This window comes from Streptomyces netropsis (genome assembly GCF_014203545.1).
GTDB lineage: Bacteria > Actinomycetota > Actinomycetes > Streptomycetales > Streptomycetaceae > Streptomyces > Streptomyces netropsis.
In genome coordinates this window covers 16,241-36,596 of record NZ_JACHJG010000012.1, presented here as the reverse complement: position 1 = coordinate 36,596, position 20,356 = coordinate 16,241, and the positions used below count along the sequence as shown (strand labels likewise).

General features: G+C 71.0%; 17 protein-coding genes. 7 read left to right on the top strand and 10 right to left on the bottom strand.

Translation table 11 applies throughout. From position 1 onward, the window contains the following. Window positions 1–578: 578 nt before the first annotated feature. Together FHS38_RS25455 and FHS38_RS25450 are read left to right on the top strand one after the other, a co-directional pair. Window positions 579–1,397 carry an MmyB family transcriptional regulator gene (locus FHS38_RS25455; RefSeq protein ID WP_229821960.1) on the top strand — a complete coding sequence of 273 codons (819 nt, stop codon included), beginning with the start codon at window positions 579–581 and terminating at the stop codon, window positions 1,395–1,397. 106 nt (window positions 1,398–1,503) lie between these two features. After that, the gene (locus tag FHS38_RS25450) at window positions 1,504–2,559 is read left to right on the top strand and encodes a beta-ketoacyl-[acyl-carrier-protein] synthase family protein (RefSeq protein WP_184737249.1); all 1,056 of its coding nucleotides are present in this window, start codon (window positions 1,504–1,506) and stop codon (window positions 2,557–2,559) included. Between the two features lie 79 nt (window positions 2,560–2,638). On the opposite strand, the gene FHS38_RS25445 is transcribed toward FHS38_RS25450, so the two are convergent. Continuing rightward, a complete protein-coding gene (locus tag FHS38_RS25445) occupies window positions 2,639–3,175 on the bottom strand; it encodes a potassium channel family protein (protein ID WP_229821961.1) in 537 nt (178 codons plus the stop codon). Between the two features lie 212 nt (window positions 3,176–3,387). On the opposite strand from FHS38_RS25445, the gene FHS38_RS25440 reads away from it, so the two are divergent. Further along, the gene (locus FHS38_RS25440; protein ID WP_184737245.1) at window positions 3,388–4,743 is read left to right on the top strand and encodes a chloride channel protein; all 1,356 of its coding nucleotides are present in this window, start codon (window positions 3,388–3,390) and stop codon (window positions 4,741–4,743) included. Window positions 4,744–4,759: 16 nt separating this feature from the next. Here FHS38_RS25440 and FHS38_RS25435 read toward each other — a convergent pair whose 3' ends face one another. Then, window positions 4,760–5,182, bottom strand: coding sequence for a DUF7144 family membrane protein (locus FHS38_RS25435; RefSeq protein WP_184737243.1), 423 nt, complete (start codon window positions 5,180–5,182; stop codon window positions 4,760–4,762). 268 nt (window positions 5,183–5,450) lie between these two features. Here FHS38_RS25435 and FHS38_RS25430 point away from each other — a divergent pair, with 268 nt between their 5' ends. Beyond that, window positions 5,451–7,592 carry a beta-galactosidase trimerization domain-containing protein gene (locus FHS38_RS25430; RefSeq protein WP_184737241.1) on the top strand — a complete coding sequence of 714 codons (2,142 nt, stop codon included), beginning with the start codon at window positions 5,451–5,453 and terminating at the stop codon, window positions 7,590–7,592. 10 nt (window positions 7,593–7,602) lie between these two features. Here FHS38_RS25430 and FHS38_RS25425 read toward each other — a convergent pair whose 3' ends face one another. Further along, window positions 7,603–8,637, bottom strand: a complete 1,035-nt coding sequence (locus FHS38_RS25425; protein ID WP_229821962.1) for a TolB-like translocation protein — start codon at window positions 8,635–8,637, stop codon at window positions 7,603–7,605. 94 nt (window positions 8,638–8,731) lie between these two features. Then, the gene (locus FHS38_RS25420) at window positions 8,732–9,436 is read right to left on the bottom strand and encodes a TetR/AcrR family transcriptional regulator C-terminal domain-containing protein (RefSeq protein ID WP_184737237.1); all 705 of its coding nucleotides are present in this window, start codon (window positions 9,434–9,436) and stop codon (window positions 8,732–8,734) included. A 79-nt stretch (window positions 9,437–9,515) separates the two neighbouring features. On the opposite strand from FHS38_RS25420, the gene FHS38_RS25415 reads away from it, so the two are divergent. Beyond that, window positions 9,516–9,953 carry an ester cyclase gene (locus FHS38_RS25415; RefSeq protein ID WP_184737235.1) on the top strand — a complete coding sequence of 146 codons (438 nt, stop codon included), beginning with the start codon at window positions 9,516–9,518 and terminating at the stop codon, window positions 9,951–9,953. 9 nt (window positions 9,954–9,962) lie between these two features. On the opposite strand, the gene FHS38_RS25410 is transcribed toward FHS38_RS25415, so the two are convergent. Genes FHS38_RS25410 through FHS38_RS25390 form a run of 5 tightly spaced genes read right to left on the bottom strand, consistent with a single transcriptional unit; the run spans window position 9,963 to window position 17,227 of the window. After that, window positions 9,963–11,024, bottom strand: a complete 1,062-nt coding sequence (locus tag FHS38_RS25410) for a trypsin-like serine peptidase (RefSeq protein ID WP_184737233.1) — start codon at window positions 11,022–11,024, stop codon at window positions 9,963–9,965. A gap of 1 nt (window position 11,025) precedes the next feature. Then, window positions 11,026–12,180 carry a trypsin-like peptidase domain-containing protein gene (locus FHS38_RS25405; RefSeq protein ID WP_184737231.1) on the bottom strand — a complete coding sequence of 385 codons (1,155 nt, stop codon included), beginning with the start codon at window positions 12,178–12,180 and terminating at the stop codon, window positions 11,026–11,028. Then, the gene (locus FHS38_RS25400; protein WP_184737229.1) at window positions 12,177–15,170 is read right to left on the bottom strand and encodes a P-loop NTPase family protein; all 2,994 of its coding nucleotides are present in this window, start codon (window positions 15,168–15,170) and stop codon (window positions 12,177–12,179) included. The genes FHS38_RS25405 and FHS38_RS25400 overlap by 4 nt, the downstream gene beginning before the upstream one ends. Beyond that, a complete protein-coding gene (locus FHS38_RS25395) occupies window positions 15,151–16,278 on the bottom strand; it encodes a hypothetical protein (RefSeq protein WP_184737227.1) in 1,128 nt (375 codons plus the stop codon). The genes FHS38_RS25400 and FHS38_RS25395 overlap by 20 nt, the downstream gene beginning before the upstream one ends. Window positions 16,279–16,285: 7 nt before the next feature. Next, on the bottom strand, window positions 16,286–17,227 hold the full coding sequence (locus tag FHS38_RS25390) for an alpha/beta hydrolase family protein (protein ID WP_184737225.1): 942 nt from the start codon (window positions 17,225–17,227) through the stop codon (window positions 16,286–16,288). A gap of 151 nt (window positions 17,228–17,378) precedes the next feature. On the opposite strand from FHS38_RS25390, the gene FHS38_RS25385 reads away from it, so the two are divergent. After that, window positions 17,379–18,077 (top strand): ester cyclase, encoded by a 699-nt coding sequence (locus FHS38_RS25385; protein WP_184737223.1) that lies wholly within the window; start codon window positions 17,379–17,381, stop codon window positions 18,075–18,077. 40 nt (window positions 18,078–18,117) lie between these two features. Here FHS38_RS25385 and FHS38_RS25380 read toward each other — a convergent pair whose 3' ends face one another. Continuing rightward, a complete protein-coding gene (locus tag FHS38_RS25380; RefSeq protein WP_229821963.1) occupies window positions 18,118–19,356 on the bottom strand; it encodes a cytochrome P450 family protein in 1,239 nt (412 codons plus the stop codon). A 346-nt stretch (window positions 19,357–19,702) separates the two neighbouring features. On the opposite strand from FHS38_RS25380, the gene FHS38_RS25375 reads away from it, so the two are divergent. Beyond that, complete coding sequence (locus FHS38_RS25375) at window positions 19,703–20,353, top strand: DUF4360 domain-containing protein (protein WP_184737219.1); 651 nt, start codon at window positions 19,703–19,705, stop codon at window positions 20,351–20,353. Window positions 20,354–20,356: the final 3 nt, after the last annotated feature.

Here is a 20,356-nt window from a genome sequence, read left to right as displayed (position 1 = left end):
CGTCGGCACCTGGGCGAGCGGGGCCGTCGGCCGGTTGCCGACAGCCCTCGCCACCGTCGAAGTTCAGCCACCCCATGCGCCGCGGATCAGCGCCGCATCCTGGGACGAACCTCTCCCGGCGGCCGAGGGCGCCGGTGCCGTCCGTCCGGCCGGTTCGCAGGTGAACTGCATGGGGAACTGCATGTGGATTCCGTGCCCATGGGGCCGGCCGGAGGCGGTCGCAAATGCCGCGGACCGTCTCTGTGAGACTTCACCGCGGATGCCCGCCGGGGCGGCGTCGATTAGCACTGGAACAGACCCGATAGCGGGTCACGTAACGCAGATCTCGGCAGCTGCGGGCGAATGGCGGCCGCCCTTTGCTTCCCGTTTCGATCGGTCGACGAGTGAATTGTACCCTCCCTGATTGGGCCTCACATAGGGTGAGGCGCCCAGGTCAGCGCCGCTCTCATGACACGGACCCGCAGGTCGATCATGCATGAGGGATGCGATCATTTCTTCCCCGAGATTTTCGGTGGAAAAACTGTCCAATGAAATCGCCTTCCCCTGGCGGTGCCGCTCGTGATATTAGGGATTCGTACGTGGACAAGGAAGCACTGCAGAAGCTGCTCCGTGCGCGCCGGGCTCTCATAGCCCCGGAAGAGCACGGCCTCGCCCGCCCGGCCCGGCAGGGTCGAAGGGCCCCGGGACTGGCACAGTCACAGATCGACCAACTGCTGCACCGCGCCCCGGGGACCTTCAACCGGCTCGAGACCGGAAATCACCCCAACCCGCCCGAGGACCTCCTGCGGGACGTGGCCCGGCTGCTCGCGTTCAACGAGCACGAATGGACGCTGCTGTGGCTCTACACGGTGCACCGCGACCCGCCGTACCCGCTGCACCCCCGGTCCGGCACCGAGGTTCCCGGGGCGTGGCAGGAGGTCGTCAACAGCATGTCCCACATGGCGTATCTCAACGACCAGTCCTGGAACGTCCTCGCCTTCAACGAGGCGTTCGCCGCCATGTTCCCCAGCGGGGAGGTCCCGGCGAACACCATGCGGTGGATGACGCTCGCACCCGAGGCCCGCGACGTGCTCACCGGGTGGACCGAGTACTGGCTGCCGTTCGTCCTCCCCCAGATGCGGGCCGCCGTGGCCGCGCTGCCCCATGACGAGACGCTGACCGCGCTGGAGGCGGACATCCTCGCCGACCCGGTGGTCGGCCCGCTCTACGAGGCCGGCGGGGGCGCGTACATCCACCCCGACGGGGACGAGCGCCCCCTCGACCACGCGCGGATGGGCCCGGGCTGGGTGTCACTGTGCACGGCCGAACCCCTCGCCTCCCCCCGCGCCCGCCTCATGGTCCTCGTCTTCCACCGCGGAGAGCAGAGGCCGCGTCAGCCCATGCTGCACGCCCGGTGATACTCCGGATCGGCACAGCACATTCGATGGCACGTGTAGGCGAATTTGCGACACCTTTACACATAGGTTTGAGCCAAACCGCGCCCGCCTACCTCGTGGAGCCCTCGTGCCCTCCTACGTCTCGATGCCTTCGATAGCCCTGCCCGACCACGTCGTCACCACCGATGACATCTGCGCCGACATCAGCGAGCACCACGGCGACAACCCACGGCTGGGCTCGATTCTGCGCGTCGTCCGGGCCACCGGGGTGCACACCCGGCGCTTCACCCGGTCGCTGCGCTCCCCCACCGTCGCGGGCACCGCCACGATCGGGGAGCGCAACCGGGTGGCCTTCGCCGATTCCGCCCGCCTCGCCGAGGAGGCGGCCCGCGCGGCCCTGGCCACCGCCGGGCTGACACCGGCCGACGTCGACTGCGTGGTGACCAGTCACACCACCTCGTGGGCCGTGCCCGGCCTCGACGTCCACCTGACGGGCGCGCTCGGACTGCGCCCCGACGTCCGCCGGATCTCGATGGCCACCCTCGGCTGTGTCGGGGGTGCGCAGGCCCTCATCCGCGCGGCCCGCGAGGTCCGGGCCGACCCGGGCAGCCGCGTCCTCGTCGTCGCCGCCGAGGCGATCAGCACGATCTACCACCACGGGGACACCACCCTGGAAAGCATGATCTACAAAGCGCTGTTCGGGGACAGCGCGGGCGCCTGCGTCGTCACCGACACCCCACTCGGCCCGGGGCTGCGCATCGACGACACCTGGGAGTACTGGCTCCCCGACAGTCACGACCGCTATTGGGGCCGCCTCGACGACGCCGGCCTGCACTTCGACTCCACGCGCAAGGCCGCGAACGCCGCCGGCGACGTCATGCCCGCCCTCCACGACTGGCTGCACGCCGGACGGACGACGCCCACGCCCCCGCGATGGGCGGCCATCCACCCCGGCGGGCCCCGCATCCTGGACGACGTGGCCCGGGGCCTCGACGTCGAGCCCAAGGTGCTCCGGCACTCGTGGAGCAGCCTGGAGGAGAACGGCAACCTGGGCGGCGTCGCGGTCCTGGACGTCCTCGCCCGCACCCACGACGACCCGCCCGGCGACGGCGAGGAGGGGCTGCTGCTCGCGTTCGGGCCCGGCTTCGTCGCGGCGTCCTGCCGTGGCACCTGGTGCGCCTGAGCGTCCGGGCGAGCGGGCGGGACGCCCGGATCCGTACCTTCCGGCAGCCGGGTCCGCGCCCTCGCCGGCTCGGCGCCGGTCAGGAATCCGCGGACCCGCTCCCCGTGGGCCCCGCCTCTCCGGCGTCCCGTGCGGACCGCCGTCGCACCCCGACCTCGGCGGCTCCGAGGATGCTCTTCGCCAGCAGGCCGAGCGCCACGACGTCGAAGAGCATCTGTACCACGGTCACGACACGGGCGACCATCGTCACGGGCGCGATGTCACCGAACCCCACGGTGGCGAACACCGACACCGTGAAGTACAGGGCGTCGGTGCGGTTCAACGCCTCGGAGAAGGACCCGTGGTGACCGTGCTCGATCAGCACATAGGCGGCGGCGAAGAGCAGCAGGAGCAGCGGCACGGCGGTGACGAGCGCCTCCAGGGCCCGCAGCCGCGGGTACGGGGAGCGCGCGATCGCCTTGACCTGGTGGACGACGAGGGCGAGGAACAACAACAGCCCCGCGGCCAGGGCCAGCGCCGTCCCGGCGTCCGGGGAGCGATCCAGCGGGGCCAGGTAGTAGAGCACCACCAGCAGGGTCACCGCTCCCACCGGGCGCAGGACATGACGGAGCAACACCCGGCGGCGTTCCTGCCGCCCGAAGGATCCGAGCCGTGGGGGTGTCATACCGGAACGCCGGTGCCACGGCGGGTGCCGACCCGGCTGCCCTGAGCTGCCATGCGGCATTTATACCGTCTTCAGGTGGTTTACTGACGGATGATCGCCCGGCTCGTGCCGGGCACGCGGATCCCGAGGACACCGGCGTTCACCCCGGCGAGGAGGCGGCACGCATGTCGGTCGGCGAACCCGGAGCGGCATCGGCGGCAGCGCCGGAAGACCCCTACGCTCCCCTGCGCACCCGGCCCTATCTGGGACTCCTGGCCCTGACCGCACTCGTCGGGGTGCCGGTCTGCGCGGTGGCGTTCGGCTTCCTCGCGCTGGTCAACGAGCTGCAACCAGTGATCTACACCGACCTGCCGGCGGCCCTCGGCTTCCACGACACACCCGTGTGGTGGCCTCTGCCGATGCTGGCCCTGGCAGGCCTGCTCGTGGGGTTGACGGTACGTCATCTGCCGGGTCGCGGCGGGCATGAACCGGCGGACGGCTTCAAGGCGGGCGGCGCACCCTCCTTGGCCGAGCTTCCCGGCGTCGCCTGCGCCTCCCTGGCGTCCCTGGGGCTCGGCGCGGTGCTCGGCCCCGAGGCGCCGCTCATCGCCATCGGCGGCGGGCTGGCGGTGGGGGCCCTGCGCCTGGCCAAGCGGAACGCCGACGCCCGGGCGGCGGCCCTGGTGGGCGCGGCGGGCAGCTTCGCGGCCGTCAGCGCGCTGCTGGGCTCACCGCTGCTCGGTGCCTTCCTCCTGATGGAGGTCTCGGGGCTCGCCGGGCCACTGCTGGGAACGGTACTGGCACCCGGTCTGCTGGCCGCGGGGATCGGTGCGCTCATCTTCACGGGACTCGGCGACTGGACGGGGCTCGGTACGTACGGACTGGCCCTGCACGACATTCCCGAGGCGACGGCGCCCACGGTCTCGGAGTTCGGCTGGGCGCTGGTCATCGGCATCGCGGCGGCCTTCGCGGGGGCGGGAGTCCATCGGCTCGCCCTGTTCCTGAAGGGGCGCGTCGAACGGCGCCGGGTGGTGGGCACGGTGGTGGCGGGCCTGGCCGTCGCGGGGCTCGCGATCGGCTACGGGGCGGGCACGGGACGGGAGCCGTCGGAGGTGATGTACTCGGGAGAGACCGCGCTGGAGGGGCTGCTGGCGCACGGCGCCACCTACTCCACGGCCGCGCTGGTCTCCCTCGTCGCCTGCAAGGCACTCGCGTACTGCGTGTCGCTGAGCAGCTTCCGGGGTGGCCCCATCTTCCCCGCGATGTTCGTCGGGGCGGCGGGCGGCATGCTGCTGTCCGAGCTGCCCGGGCTGACCCTCACCGCGGGGTTCGCGATGGGTGTCGGGGCCATGGCGGTCGCGATGCTCAAGCTGCCGATGACGTCCGTCCTGCTGGCCACATTGCTGCTGGGCTCCGAGGGGCTCACCGTGATGCCGCTCGTCATCGTGGCCGTCGTCATCTCGTACGTGGTGTCGGTACGGCTCACACCGACCCCCGCCCCCGGCGGTTCGCCACCGGCCGGGGGTACGGGTCGGGCGTGAGCGTTTCGGCTTCGCGCTAGGTGGTGTGCCGTGGCGCGGCGCACAACGCCCAGATGACGAAGACGTCGAGCGCGAGCAGCACCAGGGCCCACAGCGGGTAGTAGGGCAGCCACATGAAGTTCGCGATCATGCCCAGGCCCGCCAGCACGACACCGACCACGCGTGCCCACATCGCGCCCTTGAAGAGCGCGAAGCCGGCCAGCATGATGACGATGCCCAGGATCAGATGGATCCAGCCCCAGCCCGTCAGGTTGAACTGGAAGGCGTACTCGCGCGTGACAACGAATACGTTGTCCTTGGCTATGGCGGATATCCCTTGGAATATCGCCATCAGCCCGCCGAATACCATCAGGATCGCGGCGAACGCGGTCCAACCTGAGACGAGACCGTTCCCGGAATCCCGGGTGGCCGTGCTCGTCCCACCTGCGTGAGTGGTCATTGTCGGGCTCCTTCACAGACGAGCTTCGTCGCTGACCGGAGCAGGCCGATCGGCGGCCTCCTTCTCCCATCGTCCCATGTCAGGGCCGGACCGGCAGATCGGGACGAGAGGCCGCCGGGAGCGGCGACCGACCGGGCCGACACCGGTGCGGTAGGCGTGATCGAGCCGAATCCCCGGCCCCCCGCGACAACCTGCCGCACGGCCGGAAACGATCAGGCAGACTGCTCGGGCACCACACCGACACCCACCGTGAGAATGAGGGACCGCTGTGGACGGAATACGAAGAATCAGCAGGAGGAAGCTGTTACGGACCGGCCTGGGAACGGGGGGCGCGGCGCTCGCGGCCAACCTCCTGCCCGTTCTCCCGGGCCCGCAGGAACGCCCCGCCTGGGCCGCTCCGGCCGCCACGGGGGGCGGCTTCCCCGACTGGAGCCGGTTCGCCCGGATCGCCGACGCGACCTTCGACGAGGACGCCGACCCCACCCGCGACATGAAGCCGGTGATCAACGCCCTCAAGGCGCAGAACGTCAGTGTGATCGAGCTCGACACCATTCTGTCGCACTGGCTGACCGACGCCGAGTTCACCCAGCACCTCGGGAAGATCAAGGAGTTCGTCGGGCTCGCGCACGGCGCGGGTATCCGGGTGGTCATGTACTACCCCTCGCTCGAAGTCATCAGCCTCGGCGGCGAGAAGGGGCGGTCGTTCTACAAGAACGGCGACGGCAAGTCCTGGGTGCAGCGCTCGCTCGACGGAAAGCCCAACGTCTTCTACGGCAGTGTGGTCGTCTGGGTCGACCCCGGCGACGAGAGCTGCTGGGTGAGCCCGAACTCCCCCTGGCGGGAGTTCTATCTGGGCCGCGTCAAGGCACTCGCCGGGACGGGCCTGGACGGGATATGGCCCGATGTGCCGATCTACTTCGACGGGGTGCTCAGCTGGTGCGACGCCTCCTCCTGGGCGGCGGCCGCGTTCAAGGCGGACACCGGTCTGCGGCTGCCGGCCAAGGCGGACTTCGCCGACCCGGTCTTCCGTCGGTACGTGGAGTGGCGGCACCGCAATCTGCTCCAGTGGCAACTCGACATCGCCGCGGCGGGCCGGTCGGCCAACCCGGACCTGGTCACCTTCCACGAGACGGTGAGCATGGACTACCAGTACGCCACCTCCATCGGCCTCGACGGGGCGTATCTGCGTCAGGCGGAGGGCGTCAGCCAGGTCTGGGAGGTCGACATCCTCGGCCTCTACGACGGGATGCGGCACGCCACCGCGACGGACTGGACGTGCCTGATCTCGATGTACAAATACGCGCGGGCGGCCAGCGGCACCAAGCCCGCGTGGGCGTTCTCGTACGGCTGGCAGGCCGACGACGCGTCGCTGGTGATGGCCGAACTGCTGGCCGCGGGCTGCAATCCGTACGAGATCAAGAGCCCGTTCAAGAGCGACAGCACCGATCTCGCGATGCGCACGCGGATGTACGCCTTCGTCTCGGCCCATCAGGAGCGGCTGTACGGCGCCACCTCGGCCGCCGCGGTCGGCGTCTATCACTCGTCCTCCTCCCGCGACTTCGTCAGCCCCTCACCGGGCACGGGCATGTTCGCCAACGCCAAGGCGCCGACGGGGGTCAAGGACTGGTGGAGCGGCGGCAGCCCGGAGGAGAGCTGCCTCCAGCAGGAATGGCTCGGCGAGTTCCGCGGCACGGTCAAGTCGCTCGTCTTCGCGCACATCCCGTTCGGCATCGTGACCAGCCCTGGGCTCACCGCCGCCGATCTGGCCGGCTACCGCGTGCTGATGCTGCCGAATCTCCAAGCCGTGTCGGACGCCGAGGCCGGCGTGCTGCGCGACTTCGTGTCGGGCGGGGGCACCCTGGTGATCACCGGTCCGGCGCCCACCGCACTCGATCACGTGGGCACGGCCCGGAGCGAGTACGCCCTCGCCGACGTGCTCGGCTTCCGCAAGGGCGATCCGTTGCCGACCAGCAGGGAGAACCGGTTCGGGGCGGGCACCTGCCGGTACTTCAAGAGCCTGCTCGGCCGCGCGTACCTCTCCGCCACCGACCAGGCGAGTGCCGACACACTGCTCGGCCCGGTCCGTGCGGCCGCCCCGGCCGCCGTGACGCTGACGGGCGACCGTCGCATCCACCTCGAGGTCGGCCGGCTCGGCGACGACACCATCGTGCAGCTGGTGAACTTCACGCAGTTCGGTGACGTCCCCGCCGCCTTCCGGACCACGCCGGCCACGTGCTCGGTCTCCCTCACGGTCCCCGAGGGCAAACGCGTCCTGGCCGCGACGGTGAGCTCACCGGACGCCGCCTCCCCCGCACCACGGCCGGTGACGTGGCGGATGACCGGTGCGGCGACGGCCACGGTCGACCTGACGGTCACTCAATACTCTTTGCTGGCCGTCACTTTGGGCTGACGGAGGGGTCTCACGCCTTGGGGGCCCGGATCCGCCACAGCGACGTCGGGCGCTCCTCGTCCCCCGGGTGGGATTCGAAGGCGATCCACCGGCCGTCCGGTGACCAACTGGGCGCCCCGTCATAGGTACGCCCGCTCCGGGTCACCCGGAGCGGGCGTCCGCCGTCCGCGGAGACGACGAAGATCTGCGGCAGGTCCAGGCCGCCCGCGGTGGAGGAGAAGACCACCCGGCGGCCGTCGGGCGACCAGCTCGCGTCCGTGTGCTCGCCGGCGCCGACGGCGAGCCGGCGCAACCCACCGCCGTCCGCGTTCATGACGTACAGCGCCCACTCGTCGTCGTCCTGGCCGCGCCGCTGGAAGACGAGCCGGTCGCCTCTCGGCGACCAGTTCGGCTGGCGGTTGTCAGTCCCGGTGGCGGGGCCGTCCAGGAGTCGGGTGGGGTCACCGCCGTCCCGTCTGACTTTCCAGAGGGAGCCGAGTTCACGGCGGGAGGGCCGGTCCGGCCGCCCGTCCTCGTTCTCCCGCTGGACGCTTTCCTGGAAGACGAGCCAGTCGCCGCGGGGGGAGAAACTGGGCTCCAGATAGCCGGAATCACCGTCGTGCTCGGTCACGCGCGTGGGCCGGCTGCCCGGCCGCAGCACCCACACCTCGTCCTGTCCCGACCGGTCGGAGGTAAAGGCCACCCCGGCCCGCGCGTGCCAGCTCGAACCGGTGAGATTCACCGCGGCACGGTCCGCGTCGCCCCACAAGGTGGCGGGGCCGCGGGGGTCACGGCCGTCGAGGGGCAGCACGCGCAGTGCGGCGGCGCCCTCGTTGTAACCCGCGTGGAAGACGGTGAACAGCACGGTTTTCCCGTCCGGGGAGAACGCGGGATTCTGGGCACTGGCCCGCCCGGTCCCCCGGTACAGCCGCTCGGCGCCGTCGCCGCGCGTAGCCCGCTCGGCCGATGTCCCGGAGGGGCGTGGCGCGGGTGGCTCGGACGGCGAACCGCAGGCCGTCAGGACGGCGAGGGACACGAACGCGGTGACGTACAGGCGACGGCGCACCGCACCGACCCTAGTCCAGTCACCCCTCAACGAACAGCGGCTCTCCGGAGGGGAGCTGGTGACCAGTCGGCGCATACTCGGGCAACCGCTGCGTCTACTCCGCGGAGGTGCCCGCCCTCCCGCCCCGCCCGTCATCGGCGAACCCGCTGAGCAGGGCGTCGAGCGCGAACCGGAAGCGCGCCGCGTCGTCCACGCCCTCACCGGATCGGACCGCTTCGGAGATCAGGGGAAACTCCGCGGGGTCCAGCCGGGCGAGGTCCGTCGTGGAGCCGGGCCCCGCCGTCTTGTTCACCGGACCGACGGCGGCCTCGGCGGCGGCGTGGCCGACCACGAAGACCGAGAGCGAGTTGACGACGTCGAGCGCCCGCCCGAGCGGGAAACCCGCGGCGCGCAGCGTACGCAGGGCCCGTTCCACCGCGTGCAGGGTCCCGGGGGTCACCGCCGGCCGGCCGGCCACCAGCGGCAGCACACCGGGGTGGCGCAACAGCGTCGTCCGCAGCGTTTCGGCGTACGCCCGCAGCGACGCCCGCCACGGACACCCGTCCTCGGCCCAAGGCAGCGCGCCCGTGAACACACGCTCCACCAGCCCGTCCAACAGGGCCTGCTTGTTGGGTACGTAGTGGTACAGCGTCATCGCCTCGACCCCGAGCTCGGCACCGAGCCCGCGCATCGTGAGCGCGCCCAGTCCGTCCCGGTCCACCAACTCCAGCGCGGCGTCGAGCACCGAATCCCTCGACAGCCCCGCCCGCTCACCCCTGGTCCGCTTGCGTGCCACTTCCGCCCCGTTCCCGCTTGACATTCTTACATCGTAAGTCCACAGTACCGATCAGCCTGCCCTTACGCAGTAAGAATGAGTTCCGGAGAAGGGATCAGCAACCATGGACGCCTTGTCGCTCACGGCCGCCAAGCGGGTCGTGTCGGACTTCTTGGCCGCGCTCAACGACCGGCGGATTTCCGACCTGCCCCTGTACATGGCTCTCGACGTGGTCGACCACAACAAGATCATCCACGGCGAGGCCGACGAGCCGGGCGCGGCGTTCGACGGGTTCCAGCGGCAACTCGACGCGTTCGGTTCCCTCGAGATGGTGCCCGAGGAACTGATCGCCGAGGGTGACCGCGTGGTCGCGCGGCTGACCGTGCGCGGCGTTCACACTGGAACCCATCCTCGGATGCCGGAGCCGACCCGGCGCGCCTTCGAGGTCGAGCAGATCTGGATCTTCACCCTGGCCCGCGGCAAGATCACCGAGATCAGGGCGGTGAGCGACCGGCTGGGGATGTTCATGCAACTGGGCTGGGACTGGCCGGACGGCCGGTGATGCCGGCGCTCACACGAAGTTGACCCCCGCTCGGCTCAGCAGTGGATCGTCCACCATCTGCCACAGCGGGACGGCGTAGTTGCCGATGCCGTAGCGGCCGCCGTAGTGGAGGCCGAGGACACGGTGGTCGGTGAGGTCGAAGACCGGGGAGCCGCTGTTGCCGCCCAGGGTGGAGCAGTCGTGCTTCACGGTGAACTCCTCGGGGAGGACCTCCGTCGTGGTGCCCGGCTGGAGGCGTTTGACGTTGTAGACGTCCATGAAGATCCTGCGCATCGACTCCGGTTCGTTGCGGCGGCCGTCCCACGCCGGGTAGCCGATCACATAGACCGGGCGGCCGGGGACGTCGGGCGGCGCGTCGGCAGCCACCGCCAGCGGGAGCGGCAGGGCCTGGCTGCCGGAGGACGGGTCGACGCGCAGGAGTGCCATGTCGACGTCCTGGTGGATGCCCAGCACCTCCGTGACGGCGAACGCGAACGGCTCGCCTCCCGTCGACGGGGTGCCGAGTTCCTCGGCGATGTCGACACGGGCGCCCATGCCCTGCTGGAAGGTCCAGCCGGTGCCGTCGGTGCGGGAGAACTCCACGGCGACATGACGGTTCGTCATCACCACGTCGGGGCTGACGAGGAAGGCCGTGCCCAGCCAGTCCAGGCTGGTGTGTCCCGAGACCTCCACCCGGCCGACGCGGGCGATGGAGTCGCGGATGGCGGCCCGCTGCCCGTCGAGCACCGCCCAGTCGCCCTGCTGGGAGGCGAAGTCCTGGTTCTGGATCAGGATGGCGGGTCTGCCCTCGAGGAGGACGATGGCCTCCATCCCGAAGGATTCGTCGTCGCTGATCTCGTCCGTGCGACCGGCGGCGAGCTTCTCCAGCCCGCCCACGCCCGCCGTGAGGACCCGGTCGCGCTCCGACTGGGCGAACTGGCCGATCTGCCCGGCGGGGGCCTCGTCCGGGGGGAGTTCCTCCGTCGACTCGGGGCGTTCCGCCTCCAGGCCCGCGCGGACGCGGTCGGCGACTTCCCTCAGGTCCCCGAAGACCTGCTCGGTGCCGGTCGCCACCGGTGACTTCGGTCGCATGTCACACCTCCTGCGGCGCGCTGACCCGCGCCAGTTCCGACTGCGCTGCTTCGATCTCCGCGTGGACCTCCCCGTAGTGCTCCTTGACGTGGCGCATGATGACGTTCATCTGGGTACCGACGTTGACGAAGGCCGTGCTCCTGCCCTGGAAGTTCACGTCTTCCACCCGCCGTGTCCCCCGGTGGAGGGCAACGACCTGCCAGTCGTCGGTGAAGACGGGCGAGCCGGAGGAGCCGCCGCGGGTGTCGGTGAAGTAGCGCACGTCGCGCTCGTCCGCCTCGTAGACGAGGTTGTTGCGCAGGGCGACGCGCTTGGGCTGGCCGCCGGGGTGCTGGATGATGTTGACGGCCACGTACTCGCCCTTGGCCACCGTCAGGGGCTGCGCGGCCACCCGCAGCACGGGCCGGGACGGCTCGGCGGCGAGCCGCAGGATGGCGTAGTCGAGTTCCTCGTCCCAGGCGACGAGGTCACTGGCGGTGGCTTCGTCGGTCTCCACCTCGTCCGCGTCGTAGTCGAAGCGGGACCGCGAGTGCTGCACCTGTAGTCGCAGGTCCGCGGGCTCGGCCAGCGCGCGCCCGCCGCCGGTCCCGGACCGGGCGTTCACCACGTGGTGGTTGGTGACGAGCAGGGTGGGGGCGATGAGCCAGCCCGTCCCCGAGTGCGGGAAGCCGTTCGGCTGGAGCGGCGCGCCCGCCTGGTACGGGGGGACCTTGACGCGGGCGACCGCCGCCCCCGCCGCGTTGCCGGAGCGGAGGAACTCGTAGGGCACCGTGTCGTCCCGGTGGATGATCTCTTCCTTGGTCTCCCCGGTGGGCAGTGCGGCGCTGATGTCCGGTTCGCCGGCCGCGGTGCGGGCCACGTCGTCCAGCGCGCGTTGGATGACGGCGAGCGGGCCCGCCTCGACGGTCTGGGCGACGGCGTTGCGCAGCCATGTCTCCAGGGGGACGGATCCGTCGATCAGCCGCTCCACGCGGTTCATCTGGTTCAGGTCCGAGTGCAGCTGACGGCCGGGGGCCGGGACGAGCGGCAGCGTGCCGCGGTACTTGTTCATGATGCCGTCGAACAGCAGCTCCCGGACCGTGGGGTCGGCGAGTCCGGCCTCCATCGCCGCGTCACGCAGCTGGACGACTTCGTCGGGCGCGAGGTACGCGTTCATTCTTCATCAGGCCGCTGGGGGCCGTTCCCTTCCGCCGGGGTGCCCGGTCGGGCCATCAGTGCGCTGGTCGCGGGGGCTCGGGCCGAGGGTCCCGCCGTGCCCCTGCGCATGGCGGTCGCCACACCGGCGAGGAGTTCGCCGCTGTCGTCGCGCAGGACCAGCAGCCGACGGGCGAGGTCGTCCAGGGTGCCGCGGCCGCGGACCTCGCGCAGGATCCCGATGATGCTGGAGTGCTCGCTCCGCGGCCGGGGGGTGCCGACGGCGGTGTCCAGGATCTTCATCAGGGCGCCGCGCAGCTCGGGCTGCCGGGTCGCGGCGCGGTTGATCGCCGTACCGATGTCTTCCAGCACGCCGTCGTCGGTGCCGGGCAGCCCGACGACCTCCAGCGCGTGGTCGAGGGCGCGCGGGTCCCGTTCGTAGACTTCCGCCGCGACGGCCCGCACCAGCACCGGCTGGTCCAGCAGCGTCGCGTCGGGCAACTGCCGTAGACGCCGGGCGAGCTGGGTGTCGACCTCGGGATCCACGGGCGTGTCGGCCGTGAGCCGGGCCCGGGCCAGCAGCGCGCCCATGGCTTCGAGGTCCTGTCCCAGTCCGGCCGCGACGCCCTCCGCGACCTGGAGGTCGCGGTCGGCGCTCTCCAGGTCGCCGTCCTCTTCCGCGAGGCGGGCGGCGAGCAGCAGCAGTTCGAGCCGCTGCTCGGCGCAGCCGGCGTCCTCCGCCCGGTCGATCGCCTCCGTGGCCTCCCGGCGTGCCTCGTCCCGTCGCCCGGTCCGGCTCAGGGTTTCGAGGAGCAGCGGGTGCAGGGGGCTGCAGGGGGTCCAGGGGCGGCGTTCCCGGAGCCGGACGGCGGCCTCCTCGGCGAAGCCCTGCGCGAGGAGGTCCTCGACCTCGCGGGCGGCGATCCGCTCCCAGTCCTCCTGGTCGGCGTCGGCCATGACGTGGTCGGGGGTGTCCCCGCCGAGGTGCGCGGCGAGGAAGCCGGCGGCTCTCGGCGCCATGTCCTGCTGGGACCCGACCAGCAGCCGCTCGACGCCCGGCAGCCAGCGCTCCTCCACCGAGCGGGGGTTCTCGTTCAGCCGCAGCCGGTGGTAGATCTCCTCGGCGCGGGCCTCCAGTCCGTCCCTGGCCGCGTAGTAGTCGACCGCCCGGCGCTCGACGGTGCGCGTCAGCGCGGTCCGGTCGTTGCCCGACAGCCGCAGCATGATGGCGCGGACATCGGCGCGGTGCCGCACGGCGTCGGGCCCGGCCGACTCCACCAGATCGAGGCGGGAGAGTTCCTCGAAGAGCCGGCGCGCCTCCTCGACGGTGTCGACCCGCAGTCCGCAGGGCTCCGCGAGCACGTCCTTGATGATCTCGGGGGTGATGACGCGGAGCACCAGGCCGGGGTGGGCGAGACGGCGGATCCGCTCGTCGGCGATGTGGTTGAGGATGCGGTCGTAGAGGATGCCCTGGACGAGCATCTGGTCGACCTTGCGGTAGAAGTACCGGCGCCGGGCGGGCAGGCTGCGGATCAGCTCGCCCATCGACGCGGTCTCGTTCCCGGCCAGGACGGCCGCCCTGGCCGCCAGTTTCAGACTGAGGGGGTGGCCGCCGACCCGGTCGGCCAGGGCCCGTGCCACGTCCGGGTCCTCCACTCCGCAGGAGACCAGGAGGGCGACGGCGGCCTCGGGGTCGAGGTCGACGAGTTCGAGGGTGCGGGGGGTGACCGTCCGGGCGGGGTGCGCGACGGGCGCGCGGCCGGAGACGATCACCCGCAGTCGTGGGTAGGCCTTCTGGAGCGCGACGAACAGGGCCCAGACCCTGCCCATCACCGGCGAGCCGCGGTACTGGGCCTCCTCGAACGAGTCGAGGACGATGAGCAGCGGCGGGCCCGTCCCCCCTTCCGGGGCCGCCACCGCCCGTACGAGGATGTCGGCGAGCCGTCGGATGAGGTCGGTCTCGTCGGACGTGGCCAGCGTCTGGAATTCCCGCGAGGCGCTGCGGCCCAGGGTCGGTCGGGTGGTGGAGAGCCGGTTCAGCTGGGCCATCCGCTCCCGTTCCTCCCGCTGGGTCGCGGCCCTGCGCTGGCACTCGCCCGCCAGCTCGTCCATTTCCGGGCGGCACCCGGGGTACTGGACGCCGAGCTGCCGGGCGAGTTCGGCGATCAGGGTGACCGGCTCGTGGATCGAGAGGGTGGGCCGCTCGAAGTCGACGTAGCCGAAGGGGAAGTCGTGGTCGGGGTCGTGGAGGGTGTCGAGGATGAGCTTGGCGAGCAGGGTGCTCTTGCCGATGCCGCCGGGCCCGTGGACCACCAGCGGGGGTTCCCGGACCCGCCCGGCGAAGCCCGTGATGCTCCGGCCCGCCTGTCCGATCCGGGCGCGGGTGGTTTCGGCGGGCACGCCGACGTAGGACCGCAGTTCGTCCAGTTCGCGGGCGCGCCCTTGGAAGGGGTCCCGCACGAGGCGTTCGAGTGGCTGGAGGATCGTGGCGCGCTCCAGCGCGTGCTGCAGGTGTCCGACGTCCGGGAGGCCCGTGGTCCCGGGGATCTCCGACAGCCACAGGACGGCCTGGAGGGTGTCGGCCAGTTCCTGTGCGTGCTGCTCCTCCAGTGGCGGGGGCTCGCCGGAGAGGTAGGCCAGGGCGGTGCGTTCGGGTCCGGGGCCCTCGGGGCACTGTCCGAGGTTGCGCTCCAGGGCGAGCCGGGCGGCCTCGGGGCCGGTCAGCCCGCGCAGCGCGGTGCGCCGCGCCTCGGGTTTGAGGGCCCAGCGGGTCCTGTCCTTCATGCCCAGCGCGGTGCAGTCGTCGACCAGTTCCAAGGTGGCCCCGCCGGTGGCCTCCTCCTCGTCCGGCCGCCGGAGCCGCGTGGGGTCGAACTGGGTGAGCAGGCAGGCGGCTTCCCGGTAGGCCCGGCGCGCGTCCGAGACCTCGCGCGGGCGCGTCCGCGTGGCGTGCAGCTCCTGCCGCAGCCGGGCGGCGAACACCTCACGGGTCCTAGAGTGACTGGTAGACACGGATGGCCTCCTCCGTCGCCGTGCAGACCTTCCGCATGTAGCTCTCGCCGTCGGGGGTTTCCGCTTCCGCCGCGTGCAGGACCTCCTGGACGGCCACGTCCACGAGGTCGGTGATGTCGGGCTCCTCCGCCGGGGCGCCCTCGGGGCGCGGTGGGGGGAAGTCGTGGAAGTACTGGTCGAAGAAGGCACGCAGATCGGCGGGCTCGACGGCACGCGCCGTGTCCCGGCACAGGTTTCCCCGGAGTTCGTAGGGCAGTTGACGCATCGTCGGCCCGTAGCCCAGGAGCACCATCCGGGGTGACTCGTCCCCGCTCACGGCGGTGTGTTCATAGATGGCGAGGGCCAGTTGCCCGATGCAGTCCCAGACGTCGGAGTTCGGGTCGAGCTCGTCGCATTCGTCCAGGACCAGCCAGAAGTGGTCGTCGGCGGTGGTCGCCCGGCTGATCACCCAGTGCGCGGCGTCGTCGATCGAGGGGAGGAGGTCGTTGAGTTCCGTCGGGTTCAAGGGGGAGATCCCCGAGCGGGGATCCGCGACGAACTCGGCGAGACGGCGGATCACCTTGTCCGCGGTGGCCGTGCGCGACAGGGTGACGCGCGCGGGCCGAAAGCCGCAGTGCTGGCCGACGTGGCGGATGAGGTTGTAGGTGTACGACCGCCCGCTGCCCTGATCGCCGTCGACAAGCAGGACGCGCTTCTCGGGGTCCTCGACGAACTCGCGCAGTGTCTCCCGAAGCTGCTGGCGGTCGATGAAGGCCTCGGTCCCGTTCTTCAGCACGCAGGTGCGGAAGTGGTCCTGGGAGGCGTGGGCGCGGGCGTCCTCCCGCAGCCGGTCCCGGAACTCGGCGGCCTTGACGGCCTCCGGCAGAACGGCCAGCTCGTCGATGGCGGCCACGACCTCGAGCAGCTTCACCTGCCGCTCGATGCCCTTGCGCGACGCCGCCACCAGGGCGCGGGCGTTGTCCCCGCTGACCGCTGTCAGCCGTAGCGCGCCGACGAATTCCGGGGGGAAGTCGTACAGGGCGAGCTGGGCGTGGGGGTCGGTGGTGTCCAGGAGGTGTTCCCGGACCCAGGTCGTGACAAGGTCCCATTCCGTTTCGGCCAGCGGCATGCCACACCTACCCACCCACGGAGGAATCGAACAACCGGCGGACCGGCTCCCGGACCGGCGGAGCGCTCAAATACTGGCTGATGCCGTGGTGGTTGGCGCTGTCATTGGTCACCAGCAGGTCGGTGACCCGCTCCGACGGCGCGTACTCCTGCGCGAGGGTGTGGTCGAGTGCCACCACGTCCCGCAGGTCGGAGGCGTTGCGCCAGGCCACCACGCCGACCGGGACCGCCGGCGGCCGGGCCAGCCGGTCGCGTACTTCGGTGATCGCCAGCGGCGATCCGACGGTGACGAAGAGGTCCACGTCCGTCTTCTCCTCGCTGAGCACCTCGTAGGCGACGATGGTGCCGAGGCTGTGGCCGACCACCACCAGGGGCGCGCCGTCCAGGCCGTCCAGCGCCTCCTTGACCACCTCGCGGATCGCCTGTCCCGCCTCGCTGAAGAAGTAGGCGTGGACGTCCTTGAAGGTGTGTTTGACGAGCAGTCGGAACACCGGGTCGCGGACGATGCGCGGCAGTGGCAGTGCTTCGAGCAGGGAGAAGGCATCCTCTCCGGCGTCCTCGGCCGTGCCCTCGGCGAGCGTGTCCGCGAAATAGGTCATGCCGCGCAGCCATCCGTCGAGGGCCCCGTCCCCCGCCGCGTCGGCGCCGGGCACCCCTTCGAGCTCGGGGCCCGCCTCGGTCCGGGCCTGGGCGCGCACCTTCGCCACGAATTCCTCGGCCGGCTCGACGAGTGCGGTGACGGGCGTCTCCAGCTCCCCGTCCGGCGCCCCGTCCAGGGGGTCGGGCCGGAAATCGGGCAAGGGCGTGTCGTACCGGAGCGAGGCCCAGTACGCCATGCGGGAGGCGTCGGCCATGTCCTTGCCGAAAAGCGCCGTGTCCCACTGGGACTTGAGCAGCTCCGGGCGGACTTTGTTTCCGTTGCCGTGGACGTAGACGATCATGGGTTGCATCGTTGCCTCCCGCGCCACCACCGCACCGCTTTCCGGTCACTCTCAGTATTGGCCCGCCGGGAAACGACCGCCAACCGAGGCGCTCCCGCCGATCCGGGCTACCCCTTGGTAGGGACCTAACATGGAGATATCACCCCGGAGGCGATGCCCCATGACATTCGTACAGATAGTCGACTGCAAGACCCGCAGATACGACGACATGAACCGGCTCATGGACAACTGGCTCGAACTGACCGAGGGAAAGCGCACGGCCACCCACTCGGTCATCGGCCGGGACCGCTCCGACAGCGACCACTATGTGGAAATCATCGAGTTCCCGTCGTACGAGCAGGCGATGGAGAACTCGAAACTGCCGGAAACCAATCGCATCTTCGAAGAGATGGTGGCGCTCTGCGACGGAATGCCGACGTTCACCGACCTCGATGTGGTGCGCGACGAACAGCTCAACAAGGCGACGGCCCGCCGTTTCTACGAGGAGATAGCCGTCGGGGGCAACCTCGACCTCGTCGACGAACTGTTCGCCGACGACTACCGCGACCACGACATCTCCAAGGAGGAGGACAGCACCGTCGGCTCCCACGTCATCAAGGCGGACGTGGCCGGCTGGCGCAAGGCGTTCGACTTCGGCTTCACGATCGACAGCCAGGTGGCCGAGGGGGATCAGGTCGTCACCCGCTGGACCTGGCGCGGAACGCACCAGGACGCCTTCATGGGCATTCCGGCCACGGGCCGCACGGCGGACATGACCGGAGTCACGATCTTCAGCTTCCGCGACGGCAGGATCCAGGAAGGCTGGTGGACCTACGATCTGCTGCGCGTGATGCGCCAGGTCGGCGCGATCCAGATGTAGCCGGCGATCCGGAAGGCCGGCACCGTTCGCCCGCCCCCGCTCAGACCGCCCCGCGGACCGGCAGAACGCGCGGGCCGCGGACCAGCAGACCGGGGCGGTAGTCGAGCGCCGCCGGATCCGCGGCGAGGGTCAGCTCGGGCAGCCCCGCGAAGAGCAGCGGGAGGGCGATCGCCGCCTCCAGCCGGGCCAGCCGCGAACCGAGACAGAAGTGCGGGCCGTGACCGAAGGCCACGTGGGCCGCCGCCCGGCCCCCGTCGGCCAGATAGCGGTCCGGCCGGAACGCGTCCGGCGCCGGAAAGTACTCCGGGTCGCGATTGGCGGCCGCGAGGACGACGAGGACGGAGGCGTCGGCCGGTATGACCGCTCCCCCGCCGAGATCCACCCGCTCCGTCGTACGCCGCCACGTCGTCCCCTCCAGCGGACTCGCGTGCCGCAACACCTCCTCGGTCACGGCGGCCCAGCGGTCGTGCCCCTCCCGGCGCGCGGTGGCCAGTTCCCCGGGGTGCGTGAGCAGCAGCAGCGACGCGGAGGCGAGCAGGTTCATGGTCGTCTCGTAGCCCGCGAAGAGCAGCAGGAAGGCCATGGCCAGCAGCTCGCCGTCGTCGAGCCCGCCCTCCCCCGCGTCGCGGACCAGCGCGCTGAAGAGATCGTCGCCGGGTGCGCGCCGCTTCTGCGCGATCAGCTCGGTGAAGTAGGCGTGCAGGCTGGTCCACGCCTCGTCGACGGCACCGGGCGCGAGGGCGTCGGCGGGCGATCCGACCTGGTACGTCCAGGTACGCAGATCCGCGCGATCGGCCTCCGGCACCCCCAGCACCTCGCCGATCACCAGCACCGGCAGCGGGAAGGCGAAGGCGTCCACGAGGTCCACGCTCCCGTCCCGGGCGAGCCGCTCCGCGGTCTCGCCCACCAGGTCCGCCGTCAGCCGCTCGATGCGCGGCCGGAGCGCGTCGACCCGGCGCGGGGTGAAGGCGGCGGTGCTCAGTCGGCGCAGCCGGGTGTGGTCGGGGGCGTCGGTGTTGAGCATGTGCCGGGCGAGGCAGCCACGGGCGCGCTGCGCCGGGGAGTCGGGCTTGGGACGGCCCGCGGCACGCGGCGGTACGTTCGAGAAGCGCGGGTCGGCGAGCACCTCCCGGGCCTGCCGGTAGCCGGTGACCAGCCAGGCATGGGTGCCGTTGGCCAGGGCCACCCGCGCCGCCGGACCTTCCGCGCGCAGTCGCGCGTAGTACGGGTACGGGTCGCGCGCGAAGGCGGGATCTGCGGGATTCAGGGCGTCGGGCACCCGCTCATCCTCGCCCATCGGCGCCGACCGGCCGACGGTGCCCCCGGCCAGCAGCCCGGGGGCCGGTCTGTCCGGTTCCCACAAAACGGCGCGACGGGCGCGGCCGGATAGCTACGCCGATTTTCGGCGGTCCGCCGCCCGGGCAGAGCGGCCGATTTCCATTTGTCGCCCGAACGGCTTGTATTGACTTCTGTATCGCCCTGTGGAATTGATGACACATTCGTCTGCGGACTCCCGCGCACCGCACTGCCGCGTATCCGAATCTCCTCCGCACCCCTCTGCCCGAAAACCGCCCGGCAGGTCCCGCGCGCCGGAGCACGGCCCACGCCTACCCCCTGGGAGCGCCATGTCCAGAGTGCTTGTCACGTGCAGCGCGATAGCGGCGTTATGCACCCCGGCGTTGTCCACACCGGCATCGGCGGCCGGTTTCCCCGCGCCGCCCGACAAGATTGTGATCGAGATCGCCACCGTCAACGGCTCGGGCTGCCCGGCGGGCACCGCCGCGGTGGCCGTCTCGCCCGACAACACCGCATTCACCGTGACATACAGCCAGTATCTCGCCCAGGTCGGCGTCGGGGCCAAGCCGACCGACTTCCGTAAGAACTGTCAGCTGAATCTGATCGTGCACGTTCCCCAGGGCTTCACCTACGCCATCGCCCAAGCCGACTACCGCGGCTTCGGGCATCTCGAGGCGGGCGCGACCGGCCAGCAGAAGGCCTCGTACTACTTCCAGGGGCAGTCGCAGACCACGACCAACATCCATCCCCACAAGGGCCCGTTCCACGACAGCTGGCAGGCCACCGACACCACCGACATCGCCGCACAGGTGTGGGCGCCGTGCGGGGAGCGCCGCAACTTCAACATCAACACCGAGCTGACCGTATCCGCCGGCACCTCGGACCCGAAGAAGACCACCAGTTTCCTGGCGATGGACTCCACGGACGGTGCCATCAACACCGTCTACCGGCTCTCCTGGAAGGAGTGCCCGAGGAAGTAGCCG

Bases quoted from the DNA above. Each gene is read 5' to 3' on its own strand.
- FHS38_RS25440 (WP_184737245.1), top strand. From the start codon at position 3,388: ATGTCGGTCGGCGAACCCGGAGCGGCATCGGCGGCAGCGCCGGAAGAC.
- FHS38_RS25435 (WP_184737243.1), bottom strand. From the start codon at position 5,182: ATGACCACTCACGCAGGTGGGACGAGCACGGCCACCCGGGATTCCGGG.
- FHS38_RS25420 (WP_184737237.1), bottom strand. From the start codon at position 9,436: ATGTCAAGCGGGAACGGGGCGGAAGTGGCACGCAAGCGGACCAGGGGT.
- FHS38_RS25415 (WP_184737235.1), top strand. From the start codon at position 9,516: ATGGACGCCTTGTCGCTCACGGCCGCCAAGCGGGTCGTGTCGGACTTC.
- FHS38_RS25410 (WP_184737233.1), bottom strand. From the start codon at position 11,024: ATGCGACCGAAGTCACCGGTGGCGACCGGCACCGAGCAGGTCTTCGGG.
- FHS38_RS25405 (WP_184737231.1), bottom strand. From the start codon at position 12,180: ATGAACGCGTACCTCGCGCCCGACGAAGTCGTCCAGCTGCGTGACGCG.
- FHS38_RS25395 (WP_184737227.1), bottom strand. From the start codon at position 16,278: ATGCCGCTGGCCGAAACGGAATGGGACCTTGTCACGACCTGGGTCCGG.
- FHS38_RS25390 (WP_184737225.1), bottom strand. From the start codon at position 17,227: ATGCAACCCATGATCGTCTACGTCCACGGCAACGGAAACAAAGTCCGC.
- FHS38_RS25385 (WP_184737223.1), top strand. From the start codon at position 17,379: ATGACATTCGTACAGATAGTCGACTGCAAGACCCGCAGATACGACGAC.
- FHS38_RS25375 (WP_184737219.1), top strand. From the start codon at position 19,703: ATGTCCAGAGTGCTTGTCACGTGCAGCGCGATAGCGGCGTTATGCACC.